This is a genomic window from Paenibacillus apis (assembly GCF_018333295.1).
In the GTDB taxonomy this organism is placed as follows: domain Bacteria; phylum Bacillota; class Bacilli; order Paenibacillales; family Paenibacillaceae; genus Fontibacillus; species Fontibacillus antibioticophila.
In genome coordinates, this window is record NZ_BORS01000017.1 from 78403 (window position 1) to 93631 (window position 15229).

15 protein-coding genes and 1 pseudogene are annotated in these 15229 nt (G+C 49.2%); 13 read left to right on the forward strand and 3 right to left on the reverse strand.

Annotation, left to right across the window (positions count from 1 at the left end; translation table 11 throughout):
* Nucleotides 1-4 precede the first annotated feature (4 nt).
* Nucleotides 5-1357 carry an MATE family efflux transporter gene (locus KI362_RS20950; RefSeq protein ID WP_301630187.1) on the reverse strand — a complete coding sequence of 451 codons (1353 nt, stop codon included), beginning with the start codon at nucleotides 1355-1357 and terminating at the stop codon, nucleotides 5-7.
* Nucleotides 1358-1493: 136 nt separating this feature from the next.
* On the opposite strand from KI362_RS20950, the gene KI362_RS20955 reads away from it, so the two are divergent.
* The 7 genes and pseudogenes from KI362_RS20955 (at nucleotide 1494) to KI362_RS20985 (ending at nucleotide 7275) form a co-directional block, all read left to right on the forward strand.
* Complete coding sequence (locus tag KI362_RS20955; protein WP_301630189.1) at nucleotides 1494-2189, forward strand: TetR/AcrR family transcriptional regulator; 696 nt, start codon at nucleotides 1494-1496, stop codon at nucleotides 2187-2189.
* A gap of 342 nt (nucleotides 2190-2531) precedes the next feature.
* Complete coding sequence (locus KI362_RS20960; protein ID WP_301630191.1) at nucleotides 2532-3746, forward strand: MFS transporter; 1215 nt, start codon at nucleotides 2532-2534, stop codon at nucleotides 3744-3746.
* Nucleotides 3747-4060: 314 nt separating this feature from the next.
* On the forward strand, nucleotides 4061-4360 hold the full coding sequence (locus KI362_RS20965) for a hypothetical protein (protein WP_301630193.1): 300 nt from the start codon (nucleotides 4061-4063) through the stop codon (nucleotides 4358-4360).
* A complete protein-coding gene (locus KI362_RS20970; protein ID WP_301630195.1) occupies nucleotides 4342-4911 on the forward strand; it encodes a YdeI/OmpD-associated family protein in 570 nt (189 codons plus the stop codon). The genes KI362_RS20965 and KI362_RS20970 overlap by 19 nt, the downstream gene beginning before the upstream one ends.
* A 135-nt stretch (nucleotides 4912-5046) precedes the next feature.
* Complete coding sequence (locus KI362_RS20975; RefSeq protein WP_301630197.1) at nucleotides 5047-5499, forward strand: helix-turn-helix domain-containing protein; 453 nt, start codon at nucleotides 5047-5049, stop codon at nucleotides 5497-5499.
* A 6-nt stretch (nucleotides 5500-5505) separates the two neighbouring features.
* Nucleotides 5506-6305, forward strand: a pseudogene (locus tag KI362_RS20980) (ATP-binding cassette domain-containing protein); the annotation flags it as partial.
* A gap of 454 nt (nucleotides 6306-6759) precedes the next feature.
* Nucleotides 6760-7275: a DinB family protein gene (locus KI362_RS20985; RefSeq protein WP_301630199.1), complete on the forward strand. Its 516-nt coding sequence runs from the start codon at nucleotides 6760-6762 to the stop codon at nucleotides 7273-7275.
* A gap of 122 nt (nucleotides 7276-7397) precedes the next feature.
* Here KI362_RS20985 and KI362_RS20990 read toward each other — a convergent pair whose 3' ends face one another.
* Nucleotides 7398-7862 (reverse strand): phage tail protein, encoded by a 465-nt coding sequence (locus KI362_RS20990; protein ID WP_301630201.1) that lies wholly within the window; start codon nucleotides 7860-7862, stop codon nucleotides 7398-7400.
* Between the two features lie 41 nt (nucleotides 7863-7903).
* Nucleotides 7904-8383, reverse strand: coding sequence for a GyrI-like domain-containing protein (locus tag KI362_RS20995; protein WP_301630203.1), 480 nt, complete (start codon nucleotides 8381-8383; stop codon nucleotides 7904-7906).
* A 112-nt stretch (nucleotides 8384-8495) separates the two neighbouring features.
* Here KI362_RS20995 and KI362_RS21000 point away from each other — a divergent pair, with 112 nt between their 5' ends.
* The 6 genes from KI362_RS21000 (at nucleotide 8496) to KI362_RS21025 (ending at nucleotide 14566) form a co-directional block, all read left to right on the forward strand.
* The gene (locus KI362_RS21000; protein WP_301630205.1) at nucleotides 8496-9491 is read left to right on the forward strand and encodes a helix-turn-helix transcriptional regulator; all 996 of its coding nucleotides are present in this window, start codon (nucleotides 8496-8498) and stop codon (nucleotides 9489-9491) included.
* Between the two features lie 3 nt (nucleotides 9492-9494).
* Nucleotides 9495-10697 (forward strand): macrolide family glycosyltransferase, encoded by a 1203-nt coding sequence (locus KI362_RS21005; RefSeq protein WP_301630207.1) that lies wholly within the window; start codon nucleotides 9495-9497, stop codon nucleotides 10695-10697.
* 87 nt (nucleotides 10698-10784) lie between these two features.
* Nucleotides 10785-12170: an MATE family efflux transporter gene (locus KI362_RS21010; RefSeq protein ID WP_374705694.1), complete on the forward strand. Its 1386-nt coding sequence runs from the start codon at nucleotides 10785-10787 to the stop codon at nucleotides 12168-12170.
* A gap of 124 nt (nucleotides 12171-12294) precedes the next feature.
* A complete protein-coding gene (locus KI362_RS21015; RefSeq protein ID WP_301630209.1) occupies nucleotides 12295-13179 on the forward strand; it encodes a methyl-accepting chemotaxis protein in 885 nt (294 codons plus the stop codon).
* A 125-nt stretch (nucleotides 13180-13304) separates the two neighbouring features.
* Nucleotides 13305-13676: a FlxA-like family protein gene (locus tag KI362_RS21020; protein WP_301630211.1), complete on the forward strand. Its 372-nt coding sequence runs from the start codon at nucleotides 13305-13307 to the stop codon at nucleotides 13674-13676.
* Nucleotides 13677-13840: 164 nt separating this feature from the next.
* On the forward strand, nucleotides 13841-14566 hold the full coding sequence (locus KI362_RS21025) for a 3-ketoacyl-ACP reductase (protein WP_301630213.1): 726 nt from the start codon (nucleotides 13841-13843) through the stop codon (nucleotides 14564-14566).
* Nucleotides 14567-15229 lie beyond the last annotated feature (663 nt).

Consider the following 15229-nt stretch of genomic DNA (forward strand, 5'->3'; position numbering starts at 1 on the left):
GTCCTTATTGAGCCAGCAGCTCCAAGTCAGGCTGCAATTTTCTTCGCAGCGCATAGAGCATGACCGCTCCAACAAGGAACGCGACCGCATCGGCAATGACAAGCGACCATACGACCCCATGGAAGCAGCTGATTCGATTCGCTATATACAGCACCGGGATCAAGGTAATCCCTTGAATGACGGACATAACGAATGCCGCAGTTCCTTGAGCGGTGGCCTGGAATATGCCTATGAACAATGTAGTCATTCCCGTAATGAACAAGGACAAGAAGGTGACATGAAGAATATAACTGCCCATCTCAATCAACTGCGGGTCGGTGGTAAACAGTCCGATCAAATGGTCGGAGACGAAATAGACGATGACCCCGAACGATACGGCTAATCCCAAAATGGCTTTAATTGTAAAGCTAATCGTCTGTTTCAAACGCAGTTTATTCGCTGTAAAGGAGAACGCAATCAGCGGCACAATCCCTTCGCATAAGCCCATCAGTATAAATTCGGGAAACTGCAATAAACGGGACGAGATCCCGTAAGCCGCAGTAGCCTGATCCCCGTATTCGATAAGATAGTGATTTAAGATGAGAGACATGGCGCCCAAGAAGACACTCATGACAAAGACAGGAACCCCGATTTTGAACACATTACTCAGAATAGTCTTGTTCGCCTTGAACCATTTTGCAGATACCGTTAAGAACTTGCTCTTATAGCCGATATGGCAGGCAAAGAACACACTCGCAAGGATATTGGAAATGACCGTAGCCGAGGCCACGCCAATCACGCCCCCATGGAGGACGTAAATGACCCATGCATCGAGAATGATATTCACGAGCACACTGAGCATCATGCCGGCCATGGATGTCATGGCAGCCCCTTCCGAGCGTACGATATTCTCCAACGTAAAGAACAATACAACAAACGGCGATCCGATAAGCATCACGGTGACATAGTCTTTCGTGAATCCGAAGGAGTCAGGCGTGGCGCCCAACCCATGGACGATCGCATCAATTAAGGGGAGGCCGGCCGCCATAACGATAAGACCAAGAACGAGGCTGCTATAGAAGGCAAAGGAAGACACATGCTTGACCTCCTCATAATTTTTCTCCCCCAGCAACCGGGAAATGAATGTACCGCTACCGATCCCAATCAAATTGCCCAGGGCCATAATGATCGCGAATAACGGCAAGGTTAATGCCAGCGCGGTTAACACGGCTGTATTGTTGAGTGTGCCAAGAAAATAGGCGTTCAAGATGGAATAGATCACACTCATTGACGTGCCCAGCATCATCGGGACAGCGAAATGAGATACGGCTTTGGCTATCGGTGCTTTTTCAAAGTAATGGAGGTTTTCTGCATCCACAGGAATCCCTTCTTTCTCTAATTTGTAATCTAACGGTGTTAGATTGAATCTTACAGTGTTAGATGATATCATGATTCTACAGACCTGTAAACAAAAAACTTACACTGTTAGATAAATGATAAAGGTGGTTCATACCATGAAAAAGCAGCAACCTCAAATATCGGAAGATAAGATTTTGGAGGCCTCATGGGAGCTTCTGGGCGAGGAGGGTCTTGAGAAATTTAGCCTGAGGCGACTGGCGGACCGGCTTGGAATCCAGGCGCCTTCACTGTACTGGTACTTTAAGAGCAAGCAGGATCTTTATCAGCGCTTGGCTAATCAAGTATCCAAAATAATTCTGGAGGAGTTCCAAGCTGAAGGCGACTGGAAGGAGCAGCTGGCGGAGCTTGCAGTAACCGTAAAAAATGTGCTCAGCCGTTACCCTTGCTCCACACAGCTTATGATGATGACGCTCCCTCACGAGCCGGATATTATCCGGTTTACCAACCGGCTGCTGCTCTGCGTGGAGTCGACTCCGCTTGAACAAGAGCAGAAGATGCAAGTGGTGACCACGCTTGTGAACTATGTCTTCTATTTCGTACTGGACAAGTATCAGCATGAGCGCAATGTTGCCATGATCGTTAAGGAGCACGGAGAAGAGGCGCTTCCGGGTGAGGGGATGATTCGCCTGCTGGAATCGATGGGCGAGGCGGATGCCGGATTATTCCGGAGAATGTTCTCGAAGGGGATCTACGAGCTGATGGGGACGGATGCGGCATTTGAGTTTGGCTTGAAGCTGATTCTGCTAGGGATTGAACAGGTGATACAGGAGCAGGAGAATGGAGTGTTATAAATAAAGGCTATGATGCCGTTTTGGATTACTTTAGGGAAGGCAATTGACAGCGATAACCCTGGATGATAATATACGGCTATCTATTATGAGGAGGGCTGCATACCATGACACACTCCATGCGTTTAAGATAATCAGCGAGAAGAAGACAATTTTCCACGGAGTTGGGCTTTTTTGAGTTGCTTATTTTTACGTGTGGGAGAACATGGGGGTAGTCCGTGCGGGTATTGCTATGCATGGTTAGGCTCTGTTCCGGCATGTAAATGATGCAGACTCAAGTCCATATCGGGGGCTTGGGTCTGTATTTTTATTACCAGAGAAGAAGAGGAGATTTCACTTATGCATATGCAATGGAAGAGGACGTTCGCCCTGATCTTCAGCGGGCAGATTTTCTCGATTTTAACGTCTGCGATGGTTCAATTTTCGGTGATTTGGCATTTAACGGAGGCTACGGGCTCCGCTTCGGTATTAATGATTGCCGGGCTGGCCGGATTCCTGCCGCAGGCGGTGTTAGGTCCGTTCATCGGCGTCTGGCTTGACCGCTGGAACCGCAAGCTGACCATGATGATTGCGGACACCGTGATTGCGGTATCCAGTCTGGTACTGGGACTCTTTTACTTGTGGGGAGAGCCCAGCTTATGGGTGGTGTATGCGGTATTGCTGATCCGCTCGGCAGCTTCTGCCTTCCATGCGCCTTCGTTCCAGGCGGCCATCCCGTTGATCGCACCGGAGGAACAATTAACCCGGGTGGCGGGCTGGCATCAGCTCGTATTCTCCGCCTCGGGCATACTTGGGCCTGCGCTCGGGATTGCAGTATACTCGGCAACTTCCCTGGGAACCGTTCTGCTTCTGGATGTTCTGGGAGCTCTGATCGCGAACGTCATGCTGTTGATGGTTCGCATTGATCAGCCAAAGCCGGAGGTCGTGGAGACCCCTTCGTTCGGAAAGGAATTTGTTCTTGGCTGGAAGACCTTTCTATCCGCTAAGCCGATTGTCATCATTACGATTGCCATGGCGGTCTTTAGCGTAGCGTTCATGCCGCTCTCCATGCTGTTTCCCTTGATGACGCTGTCTCATTTTGGCCGGGGCGGCTACAGCGCGAGCTTGATTGAGGCGGTATTTGGTGCTGGAATGATTCTTGGCGGCGGGTTGTTGTCCGTGCTTGCTTCTAAATGGCGGGACTCCACCTATATGAGTATAAGCTTGTTTGTTATTGGAGTAACCTGCGTGTTGTGCGGGCTTATCGGGAGCAGCGCGTTTGCGGCGTTCGTCGGCTTGTCCTTCTTCATGGGAGCAGCAGCGCCTCTGTTCAATGGGCCGTATATGGCAATGATCCAAAAATCATATGACCCAGAGAAGCTGGGACGCGTGCTCTCCTTCGTAACCAGTATTGGACTCTTATCCTCTCCGATCGGGCTCGCCTTGGCGGGGCCGGTGGTGGACCGTTTTGGCGTTCAAATCTGGTTTTTCTGGGCCGGGATTATCGTGGTATTGATTGGCGTCTTTTTGTTCCTGAAATTTAATAAATCAGGTCAAGAGCAGCAGAGCCTGGGTCAATGACATTGAGACATCCAAGCTGAAGACTGGCGTCGGTATTTCTACCGGCGTCAGTTTATAAATGGCTTAAGCCGTTTGAGTACGCGAAGCGTGCGAAACCACCCGCTATGCGGGTGGAGGAATAAGGTTGAACCAACAAGATCATTGCTCCAGTTTATATTGAACCTAGGGTGCGGTTTAAGTGTAAAAGGTACACCTAATTTCTGAACTTGGGCTCTGCATTTAAACATAGCTGTATAGAGTGCATTTAGATTTGTAAAGAACTCCGCTACTCTGAAAAAAACAGGAATTTAGCTGTAGGGAGTACACTTAAACCTGTGAAATTTAGAAATGGCGTGATTTTAATTGCACTTTATACAATTCGTCGACAAGGTGATCCAGCGATCAGCCACATAGGCTCAAATGAACTGAAGTACCCAACAGGTGCAATATATGAAGATCAATTTTATTTTCAGACTAGCGTCTTTAGGCGCAGTTTGGCAACTGGGATTATACCTCAAGAGCAAACCACCCGCCTAACGGATGGTCATGATTTTCTTTTACGAAATAGGTATGATGAAGAAATCAACTCGCCTTGGAAAGGATCATTAAGCTGGCTATGGAAATCGAAAACTTAATTCCCGCAAAGTCAAGAGAAGATCTAAGGAATTGGCTGCAGGACCATTGCAGGACAGCCAAATGCTGCTGGGTTGTGGTGAGCATGACGCCTGCTCCTGATGCGTTGTTATATTTGGACGCAGTCGAGGAGGCCTTGTGCTTCGGGTGGATCGATGGAGTCAAGAAGAAAATTTCTGAGACGGAGCTGGCGCAAAGACTGTCCCCTAGAACTAAAAAAAGTTCATGGACGGAGCTGAACAAGGAACGCGCCCGCCGCCTCGAAAAGCTGGGCCTCATGACGGATGAAGGAAGAAGAGTTCTTCCTGATATGGATTCCGGTTCATTTCAGATAGACGAGGCAATCGAGCAAAAATTACAGGAAGACGAGCAAGTGTATCAGAATTTCATGGCCTTTCCGGAGCTTTATAGAAGAATTCGGATCGATACGATCCAAAGCTACAAGAATCAACCGGAATTATTCAAGAGCAGGCTGGAGAAATTCATAGCAAGCACGAGAGAAAACAAAATGTACGGTCAATGGCATGATCAGGGACGGCTGCTCGATGATTAAGACTTGAAGGACCTGGTTTAGCGAGATCAGGCCGCGCAACCTTAGGTTGCAGGCCCGTGCAACGACGGCGTTCTTTACTTATCGCATCCGGCTAATCATCATAGACATATAATTTGCGGAAAGGCAGTTGCTGCTATGATCTTTGCAGAGAAATTAAAAACGGAGAGAAGCAAGAAAGGCTGGTCCCAAGAGGAGCTGGCCGAGAAGCTGTTTGTGAGCCGGCAGTCGGTTTCGAAATGGGAGAACGGGCAGAACTATCCCAGCATTGAGATCCTTATTAAAATTAGCGATCTGTTTGAGGTTACCATCGATGAGCTATTAAAGAGCGACGAAGAGTTGGCAAAAAAGGTAATCAAGGAAAGCAGGCAATTGGCCTATCCGAGAATGAAATTTGCCTTTGACGTCCTGTTCTTGGCAGGCTTTGCCTTGATGGTCATCAAGCTGGGCGTCCTCCTTTTAAACAAATTAACACCGCTGGAGATTGCATTACAGGGGAGCTCAATCTTTTGGAATTTCGGCTCGTTAATTGGTATGCTGGGCGGCGGAATCGGCTCCGGCATCCTGAAGGAGCAATATAAGCAGGATTGATGCTGCACGCTGGGCATTGTAGGCGAATCGGGAAGCGGCAAATCGACGATGGGGCGCAGCATTCTTCGTTTGAATGAATGGACGGGCGGAGAGGTGCTGTTCAAGGGGATTCCTTTGAACTATCTTAACCGCTCGGAAATGAAGACCATGCGCAGATATGGGAATCATCTTTCAGGACCCCTATGCATCGCTCAACCCGCGCATGCGCATTGCCGACATTATCGGAGAGTCGCTCAATGTGCACGGGATGGCAAAGGGCAAACGGGAGCGGCAGCGCCGGGTAGAGGAGTTGCTTGAACTTGTTGGGCTCGAGCCGTCCCACGCCATGCGTTACCCGCACGAGTTCTCCGGCGGGCAACGGCAGCGGATCGGAATTGCCCGGACATTGGCGGTGGAGCCGGAACTCATCGTGTGTGATGAGCCCCTGTCGGCTCTTGACGTATCGATTCAGGCCCAGATCGTCAAGCTGCTGGAGGAGTTGCAGCAGCGGCTGGGTCTGACGTATCTGTTCATTGCTCATGATTTGGCTGTGGTCAAGCAAATCAGCGATCGGGTAGCGGTCATGTACAAGGGAAGAATGGTTGAGTTGGCCGACAGCGAGGAGCTATGCCAATCCGCTGCACGAATATACTCGTTCCTTATTGTCTGCAGTGCCTGTGCCTGATCCTAGTGTGAGGCTTTCAGATACAAAGGAGTCAATTCGAGTGCTGGATCAAGAGGACCCTTACAATTTGAATCAATCTCACTTTATCGAAGTCAGCCAAGGTCATTGGCTTGCGGTACCTGCAACAGGCTATATAAGTTGAACTAGAAAAATGCACAGAAAGGGCATAAGTGTGAAGTGTGCTGTAGAAGCGGAAGCGTTCGCCTTTGCGAGTGGATTTCTACCGTATAATATCTTAGTTCAATTAGAGAAATCCGCGAACAACAGCGATCGTAAGCACACTTCACACGTTGCCTCCAGTGTACAATCTTTAGTTCAACTTATATAGTTATATGGATTTGATAACACCTCTTCACCCGCTATTAAGCTGTGGTATATTATACTAAACTTGTATAATCATGATCACAGAGTTCAAGTGGGAAGAGGTGTTTTTACGTTTGACCCACTTGCATCTGGATGGTTCATGAAATACTACGCTACGAAGACGACTTCGACTGAACTTCGCTGACAGCAGTTGTCAGTGAATAGGGTATATGCTAGGAATGCGGCTGCGGTTCTAGTAGTCGAATGGTGAATAAAGGAAAGGATGAATTAAAATGAATCCAGACCCGAAAAGGCAATACGAATACCATGTCTGGGCGAACGACCAGCTATTTGCCCATCTAAAGCAGCTTCCGGAGGAAGTCTTCCATGCAGAGGTGACGAGTGTGTTCCCGTCCGTAGCCCAAACGCTGGGGCATATGTATATGTTTGAACGGCTTTATATGGCCGTGCTCTCAGAACTTCCGAATGAGGAGGTTTTTCCGAAAATCCCGGGCTGGACTGAGGAGACGCAAGGGAAGAGCGTCGAAGATATGCAGCAATTGTTTGCTGATGTTACGGAACAGTTCCGTGATTTGCTGACGCGCACACCGGATTTGAATAGGGCGATGACCATCACACATCCAAGCCACGGCTCTCTTGATACCCGTTTCTCGGATATCCTGCAGCACGTGGTCAATCACGGGACCTATCACCGGGGGAATATAACAGCAATGCTGAGACAGCAGGGTTATGCCGGGGTGCCGACGGACTATCTCTTTTATCTGATAGAGCAGCAACGGGATGCCTAGGAGATCATGTAAAAGCCCCCTCATTCAACGGATTGGATTGGCTCCATTGTAATCAGGGGGCGGATCATATGCATTGATTTAAGTTAAGACGGAGCAAATGTAGAACTGCTCGGGGTCGGGGTTCAGTATTCTCCCTTAATCACAAAGAACGAGCCCCGAATGGTGCCGGCCAGCTTGGACTTCTGCCGGGCGAACTTGAACCTTCCTTCCAATTCCTTAGGCACTTCCATTCCCTCGGACAGCTTGAACCCGACTGCGCGTTTCTTGGGATCATCCACCGTATACAGCACATTGACTCCAAGACCGTCCTCGTAAAAGACAAAGGCCCATGCGATATTTTCCACTTGAAAACGGGATGTCTCGAGCGGCTTGGCAGCAAACTCGATCCCGCGCTCTTCCCTGAGAATCCGGCTCACATAATCCAGTGTGTCCTGGCTCTCGCTGGCGGGAACCACCGTAAATTCATGCTTATATTTGTTCATGAAGTAACGGGCTTCATTGGCCCGCAAGCCAGCCAGAGCCTCAGCGACAGGCGAAGACTCCAGACCAACCGTCGATACTTGCTTGAAATCAACTGTATAGGACATGCTATCCCTCCTTTATTTCCGAACGACTATTTTCCACACCACTATTTCCGCACAACCGGGATCCACAATTCTCCGAGGATCAGGCCATTCTTCTGCTCCATCTCCACCGTTGTGTTCGGTCCGCCCACATAGGCAAAATGCTCTTCCGCCGGCAGCACCTGGCCAAAGGCGATCCCGGTAAGCTGGTTGCTCAGCTCCTCTGAGGTTGCCGCTTCTCCTTTTACTACCAAATACGGCCCTTGGGGGAACTGGATCACCCGGGTAGCCTCCGGCAGTACCTTTTCAGTCAGGACGCCTGCATAATGCATCATTTTGTTGTTCACCGCTTCGTTTACGGCAAAGATATAGTCATTCTCGGCGACAGACTTCAGCGTATCCAGTCTCCCGTCTTCTCGAACAGCTTGCCAAAAGTCAGATTTTTCTTTATTAATACCGGCATAGTCTGTGTAATTGCTCTTTAGCTCTGTTCCAATCCCTAATACTGTAAAGCTGTCCTTCTCTTCGAGTGTATAATTTGCCATGTTCAAAACCTGCCTTCGCTTTAATTTTGTTCGAGTGATTTGGTCTTTTCACTTGATGAGCTTATAATAACTTTAAACCATGTCAAAAAGTGAAACTGTTTAGAGAGGTCCTATGAAAAAGGTTGAGCGAATCAATATTATCATGCGGTATATCAACAATCGCGCCCATTTTACCATCTCTGAAATTATGCGAGAGTTCCATATCTCCCGTTCTACCGCAATCCGCGATATCCGGGAGATTGAAGCGATGGGCATGCCGCTGGTAGCCGAAGTGGGGAGGGATGGCGGCTACTTTGTCATGAGCAATTCGGTCCTGCCGACCGTACGGTTTACCGATAACGAGATCAAGGCTCTTTTTATAGCCTTTATGGCAACAAGAAATCAGCAGCTTCCTTACCTGAAAAGCCGCCAGTCCCTCGCAGAGAAATTATTGGGCCTGATCTCGGAGAATCAGCAGGATGACCTGGTGCTGTTAAATCAACTCCTGCTCTTTGAAGGGACTAATCCGAACAACCCCGATCTGCTGGACCTGTCCGATCTTCCTCACCCGATGCTCGAAACCCTGATTCAGCTTCTGTTATCGGATAGATATTTATCCATCACCATTGAAGAAGATCATGGAATACGGACCTATCCGATTTACCTCCTTCATCTTTACCGGGAGAAGAGCTTTTGGCTGATTGAGGGCTTTGATCTCCATGAAGAGAAGAAGCGGCTATACCCCGTCGACAATCTCGTCGATGTGCAGCCCTACACGGCAAAAATAAGATTAAGCGGGAAAAAAATTGAGGAAAAAGCGAGCAAGCAGGATGAGGCAGTCAACCTGGTGCTTGAGCTTGGCCCGAAGGCTATTGCCCAGTTCCGCATGTATCACCCTTTAAAATATACGATTTCCTATACGAGCCCTTATCAAACCTCGGCGGTTCTTAAGGCGTTCATTCAGGTTCGGATGGCGGAGGAGCTGAGCGAAATAACCGATTGGCTGCTTTTCCTGGGGGAGGATCTCAAGATTAAGGAAATGCCGGAGGAGATTCTGGCAAGGCTCAAGGAAAGACTGCTCTTATACTGTCCGTCTGTTGGAGATACTAACAAGACCAAGGAGGGATAATGCATGGCACGCGTACTATTTATTAATGGCGGTTCGGAGGGACATATCAATCCAACGATCGGCGTCGTACAGGAGCTTGTTTCGCGCGGAGAAAAGGTCGTTTATTTTTGCATAGAAGCTTTTCGGGAGCGGTTGGAGAAGGCGGGGGCCTCGGTACGCACCTTTGACGATCAAAAGTTTATTAAGGCCTTTATCTCAGGGGGAAGAGATTACTTGCTCCAGCGAATCAACGGTCTTTTGCTGACGGCCGATATTGTGATACCTGGCGTCCTTGCACAGATCAAAGGGGAACGCTTCGATTACATCATTCATGATTCCATGTTTGGCTGCGGCCGCATCCTGGCTCAGATTCTCAACCTGCCGGCAATCAGCTCGTGTACGACTTTTGCGTTGACAGAAGCCGGCCTCGATCAGATGCTGGAGCCCTTTTTTAAGGATACCTCTGCCGAGGCGGCAAAGCCGATCATCGATCAGTTCCATAGCCTGACGGCAGGATTAAAAGAAGCATATGGGGTGGAGATCCGTTCTCCCTACGAGGTGTACTGTAATCCAGCACCGCTTACCCTTGTCTATACGACAAGGACGTTTCAACCGGATGGAGGAGCTTTCGGTCAAAGCTTTAAATTTGTAGGACCATCCATCGCTTCACGGTCCATGCAACCGGAATTCGACCTTTCCGCCATTCAAGGTAAAGCGTGTGTTTACATTTCGTTGGGAACGGTCTTCAACCAGGCGGTTGATTTTTATAGGCTATGTCTTGAGGCATTTGGAGACACGGAGTATACGGTGGTCATGGCTGTTGGAGATAAGATCAGGATTTCCGATCTGGGGACCATCCCCGATAACTTCATCGTCAACAGCTATGTTCCGCAAATGGAAGTGTTGCAATATACGAAATTATTCATCACCCATGGCGGCATGAACAGTGCTCATGAAGGCCTCTATTATGGGGTTCCGCTTCTCGTCATCCCGCAAAGCGCAGATCAGCCCCTCATTGCAGAGCAAGTGGTCAAGCTGGGAGCAGGGATCGCATTGCGAATGCAAAGCCTGACGGCTGCTGAACTGCTTCAGGCGGCAAACCAGGTGTTAGCTCAATCCTCGTTCAGGGAATCCGCCGAACGGGTTGGAGCGTCCTTCCGGCAGTCGGGCGGCTATCGCCAGGCGGCGGATGAAATTTTGAAATTTAAAGCTCAAATTCTGGTCTAAATATCCCCATAGACGAATGTTCTCGCGGGCGCTACACTAGGGAGGTAATAGAGAATAGACATAGGTAGGAGCCTGGAGAACGTGACACTGACAACAAATCAAATTCCATCATGGAAGAAGCTTAGCCTGTTTGCCGTGACTTGGCCGATATTAATTGATTCCGTATTGCGGATGATGCTTGGCACGGTGGATGTATTCATGCTCAGCCGCATCTCTGACAAGGCGACAGGCGCAGTAGGCTTGGCCAATGAAATTATTTATTTTTGCATTCTGATGTTCGGATTCGTGGGAATCGGGACCAGCGTGGCGGTATCCCAATACATTGGTGCAGGGCGGGAGAAGGAAGCAAGCCGGATTGCGGCATTGGCCATCTCGATGAACCTGATCTTTGGGATTCTTGTCAGTATTCTGCTTGTTTTCTTTGGAGAGCCTCTGTTGGTACTGATGAAGCTGGATCCGGAGCAAATCGGGATTGCCAGCCACTATCTGAAGATTATCGGCGGCTTTATCTGGATCGAAGCCCTGTCTTATGCGCTCTCTTCCGTCATCCGCGCAAGCGGGCAGACGAAGAGCGTGATGTTTGTGACGCTAGGCGTCAACCTGATCCATGTGACCGGGAACTATTTGCTCATCTTCGGGAATTTCGGATTCCCGGAATGGGGCGTGACAGGTGCGGCGGTATCGACGGTAGTCAGTCGCTTGCTTGGCGTTTTTGTCCTGTTCATCCTGTTGTATCGCAAGACCTCTGCCCGAATTCGCATAAAAGACTATGTAAATTGGAACGGATCTTATGTGAAGCAGATTCTGAGTGTAGGCTTGCCTGCAGCAGGGGAGCATCTCTCTTGGCAGTCGCAGTATTTGATGATTATCAGCTTTGTCAACATCATTGGGATCACAGCGCTCAACACGCATGTATATGTGATGAACGTATCGAACTATTTCATGGCGCTGGGGATGGCGATTGGCATAGGAACAGAGATTATCGTCGGTCAGATGGTCGGAGCAGGCGAGATGAAGGAAGCCTATCGACGCCTGATAAAGAGCGTCAGGATCAGCTTCGTATTGACCATTGCAATCGTCGGCACGGCAGTGATATTCCGGCGCGAACTGATCGGCATGTTCACCGAGGACCCTGCAATCATTACCCTTGGGGCAACGATTTTCTTGCTGTCCATTGTACTGGAGCCTGGACGGACGTTCAATACGGTCGTCATTAATTCACTGCGGGCTGCCGGAGATGCGCGTTTTCCCGTCTTGATGGGTGTAATCTCAATGTGGGGAGTCTCTGTACCGCTGGCTTATCTGCTGGGTGTCCATCTCGGGTATGGACTGATTGGCATCTGGATCGCATTTGTTGTGGATGAGTGGCTGCGCGGGACTATTATGCTGCTCCGCTGGAGAAGCCGGGCTTGGGAGAAGAAAGCGCTCGTGAAGCCGGCAGAGACCGTTCCGGGCACCGGGATCGGAGCGTAGGAGTTTGTTTTCATTGACAGGAAATAATTTAAAGATATGTACTCCATCCAATTAAATTGTGTTCAAATGCGACGAAGAGGACAAGAGGATGCCCTCGTTATTTTTCTCAGGAGGTTGAAGCGCTATGGATGAAGCAATGATAAGAGCTTTAAGTCGAAATCTGGCGATTATTCGATTTGGAATCGATCGAAAGGTGGCATACGTCAACGAGATTTTTGCTAACACGATGGGATATTCTGTTGAAGAGCTGCAGAACATGCAGCATAGCGACTTCTGTTTTGACTCATTTAGCAAGTCGCCCGCTTATGAAGAGTTCTGGTCCTCGTTGTTGTCTGGACAGACATTTCAGGATAAGGTTGAACGAAAGAATGCCCATGGCGAGACAGTGTGGCTTGAGTCTACCTATATGCCGATCTATGATGAGCAGCATGCTAATGTAATCGGTGTGTCGAAGGTGGCTACCGATATTACGAAGCGTCAGCACAGCCTGTCTACAGTAGTGGAGGAGCTGAGCTCAACCTCTCTGGAGTTGAACCGCCGGGCGGAGTTGGGCGTAGAACGCAGCCGGGAGCTTCTGTATAGCGTAGACCGGATCGCGGAGGCGTCGGAGAATAATACAGCTACCCTTGAAGAATTGCAGGGACAGGCCGAGGCGATCCAAGGGATCGTGCAAACCATTCGCGATATCGCCTCGCAAACCAACCTTCTTGCGCTGAATGCAGCCATCGAGGCAGCCCATGCTGGCGAGTACGGCAGAGGCTTTAATATCGTAGCTGAAGAAGTACGGAAGCTGTCCAACGAGGTATCGGAATCCATCGCTCAGATTCAGAGCACTGTTGTCGGTATCACGAAGGAGATATTCGGGATTTCTGAAGGGATTACCCGTATTCAGTCATCTATCGAAGAGAGCCAGCAGCAGATTCGCGTGACAATGAAGGATTTCGATGATATTGCCAGCTTCTCCAAGAAGCTGGAGGATCAGGCGAAGAATGTAGCGGAGAACATTTAGGAAGCGTCGTAAATGAAATCTGGGATAGACAAGCATTAAGCAAACTTTCAGCCTAGTTTAATCTTCCTGTTGGCAAAAAGGAATATAGTGGAGGTATCCAATCCATCCAGCAGGGGGAATTTATGATGTCTATATCTTCTATTTCCGGAGGCAGTGGAGCTTCCTATAGCAGATTAACCAGCTTTTCAAGCAGTACAGACAGCCAGGTCAAAGCGCTGGAGAAGCAGAAGGCGCAGATCGAGAGCCGGATTAACAGGCTGGACTCCAGTATTGAAGACAAGCAGACCAAACAGACGCAAGAGCAGCAGCTTCAACAGCAGCTCAAGCAAATCGAGGCTCAAATCGCCAAGCTGCAGCAAAGCACCGAGACAGCATCCTCGTCAGACAGCAGCGGCGCTTCCCGGCAGACTTCCAGCAGCACAAGCTCCGTGCTTGGCTCTGCGGCTTCGAACACAGCCACGATGAACGAAGAAGGCCGCCTTGACATCCGTATCTGAGCCTCAAATCAAGACTAAAGGATCCCGCTCTGCGAAGAGCAGCAGGATCCTTTATTGCTTTAAGGTGGCATATCCGAGTAAGTATGTTATATGAAAGCAGGATACTTCTTCTCCCGGCGTTTATAATAGGAATAGATTTCTTTAATTTGAGAGGAGCTTGAAACATGGGACAAAGCTTGAAAGGAAAGGTTGCCATCATTACTGGGGCTGCAAGAGGAATCGGTAAAGCAGCGGCAGCAGCGTTGGCGAAGGAAGGCGTGCATGTCGGTCTGCTGGCAAGAACGGAGGCAACACTGAAGGAGGTAGCTGTCGAGCTTCAAGAACTGGGAGTAAAGACGGCTTATGCTGCTGTGGATGTATCCTCCCAAGAGCAAGTGGAGGCTGGTATCGCGGCGATCACCAAGGAGCTCGGCACCGCTGATATCCTGATTAACAATGCAGGAGTCGCCACCTTCGGCACGGTCATGGAGATGGATCCGGAAGAATGGAAGCGGATGATCGACATCAATTTATTGGGGACCTACTACGTCACTCGTGCTGTGCTGCCGCAATTAATTGAAAAGAACAGCGGCGATATCATCAACATATCCTCCACGAACGGATTGAACGGCGCTGCAACCGCCAGTGCCTACAGTGCCTCGAAGTTTGCAGTGATAGGGTTCACGGAATCCCTTGCCCAGGAGGTCCGCCGCAACAATATTCGTGTATCAGCGTTGACGCCTAGCACGGTTGCAACCGATCTGGCTCTGGACTTGAATCTGATCAAGGAAAATAATGACGCCAAGTTCATTCAAGCAGAGGACCTTGCGGAGTTCATCGTCAGTCAATTGAAGCTGCACCCTCGTGTGTACATCAAAACGGCGGGCTTCCTTGCTACGAATCCGTTCTAAGCAGAATAATAAGCTTCTAAACAAGCCGTGCGGAAAACCTTGTGTATTCCGCACGGCTTATTATACTCATCCTATATTCATCGCTTGTGCAGGGAACAGCCTGGAGGGGGCTGCTATTTTGTGCTGTTCAGCACAAAAATCGGCTGTCAGACCCCTGCCCCTCGCGAATGAGCCGCCATTAGCGTCAGAGCCTCACACTTGCTCCCACCAGCAATTTTAATGCTTTTTAGCACTATAATCGTCGCATGAACCCCCACATCCGTAATTTTAGTGCCTTTCTGCACTAAAATCATCGTACGAGCTCTCGCACCCAGCAATTTTAATGCTTTTTAGCACTATAATCGCCGCATGAACCCCCACATCCGCGATTTTAATGCCTTTCTGCACTAAAATCATCGTACGAGCTCTCGCACCCAGCAATTTTAATGCTTTTTAGCACTATAATCGTCGCATGAACCCCCACATCCGTAATTTTAGTGCCTTTCTGCACTAAAATCATCGAACGAGCTCTCCCACCAGCAATTTTAATGCTTTTTTGGACCTCTGTCAAGATAGTGGACACATATTAAGTGAAAGGTTATGCTTCCCTTTTCTTTGTTTTCTTCTCAAAGCTTGCAGCAAATCGAACCGGTGACAAATAGCCGATTGCGCTGTGGATTCGTT